Genomic DNA, 1,512 nt, shown 5'->3' with positions numbered 1-1,512 from the left:
ACAGCGCCGATGATAGTGTAGCATTTGCTATGTGAAAGTAGGACATTGCCAGGCTCCAAATTGTAGAAAGCCCGAATTTAACGATTCGGGCTTTTTTACGTCTGCAGAAAAGTGAAATGTGGGTGGCTGAACTTTGAACGCTGACGTTTTCAATATAAATGGTATCTATATTTTTTGCTTATTCTGATATAATAATGTTTGAATTTAGCGCAGATACGCCTGATTTTATATTCTAAAACACCCCTTTTGATTGTTCCCTACGGTGTAGTTATTTATTAATAATAGATCTAAATGTGTGTAAATAAGCAAAAAAGAGATATTTAAATTGAACGAAATGTACTTAAACTTATATAGCACGGTGTACCAATGAAACCACTCGATAGACGCTTTTCTGTAGCCCCAATGTTGGATTGGACTGATCGTCATTGTCGTACTTTTCATCGTAAAATGACTAAGCATACAGTGTTGTACACGGAAATGATCACCACGGGTGCTATTTTGTTTGGCCGAGGCGACTACCTACACTTTAATCAACACGAAGGGCCTGTTGCATTGCAGCTGGGTGGCTCTGATCCACAGGCTCTTGCACAATGTGCAAAGCTTGCGGGTGAGCGTGGTTATGACGAAATTAACTTAAACGTAGGTTGCCCGTCAGATCGCGTGCAGAATGGTCGTTTCGGTGCTTGTTTAATGGGTGAGCCGCAATTGGTTGCTGACTGTGTGGCGGCAATGAAAGCAGAAGTAAATATACCTGTTACGGTTAAAACGCGCATTGGTATTGATGAGCAAGACTCGTATGAGTTTTTGTGTGCACTTATAGAAGCGTCGCATAATGTTGGTTGTGATGATTTTATTATTCATGCTCGTAAAGCTTGGTTAAAGGGGTTAAGCCCTAAAGAAAACCGAGAGGTACCGCCGCTTGATTATCCACGTGTTTATCAGTTGAAAAAAGATTATCCACAACTCGATTTAAGTCTTAATGGTGGTGTTAAAACAATTGAACAAAGTTTAGAGCATTTACAGCATATTGATGGTGTGATGATTGGTAGAGAAGCGTATAGCAACCCATTTATACTCAATGAAGTGGATGAAAAGATTTATGGTGATATCGCTAACACGCAATCTCGTCATGATGTCGTGCGCTCTATGTATAGTTATATTGAAGACGAAATGCGCTTAGGGGCTAACTTTTGGCATGTTGCTCGTCATATGCTGGGGATTTTTCAGGGGCAGCCTGGTGCCCGTGGATTTAGGCGTCATCTGTCTGAAAATGGCCATGGAAAACAAGCCGACTTATCGGTAATGGATAAAGCTTTGAGTTTTGTACCTGAATAATCAGCTAAGTGAATAATTTAATAAATGAATAAATACAGCCATCTTCGGATGGCTTTTTTGTTTGCCCAGCGAAGCTGGCAAACCCGATAGGCTGAAAGATGCCTTATCACCCCGACTAAGGGGAAGATAATCCGAATGGCAAGGGCGTCACTGGCTAACGGTGAGGTCTGAAGGAAG

Annotated in this window: 1 protein-coding gene; it reads left to right on the top strand. The window is 41.3% G+C overall.

The genetic code is table 11. The features are described 5' to 3' along the window. Window positions 1-366 precede the first annotated feature (366 nt). The gene (gene dusA, locus H5058_RS18080; protein WP_080516805.1) at window positions 367-1,335 is read left to right on the top strand and encodes a tRNA dihydrouridine(20/20a) synthase DusA; all 969 of its coding nucleotides are present in this window, start codon (window positions 367-369) and stop codon (window positions 1,333-1,335) included. Window positions 1,336-1,512 lie beyond the last annotated feature (177 nt).

Source organism: Pseudoalteromonas sp. SR45-4 (genome assembly GCF_014163535.1).
Taxonomy (GTDB): Bacteria; Pseudomonadota; Gammaproteobacteria; order Enterobacterales; family Alteromonadaceae; genus Pseudoalteromonas; species Pseudoalteromonas nigrifaciens.
The sequence above is the reverse complement of the archived record's forward strand: the minus strand, read 5'-3'. Positions and strand labels throughout refer to the sequence as shown.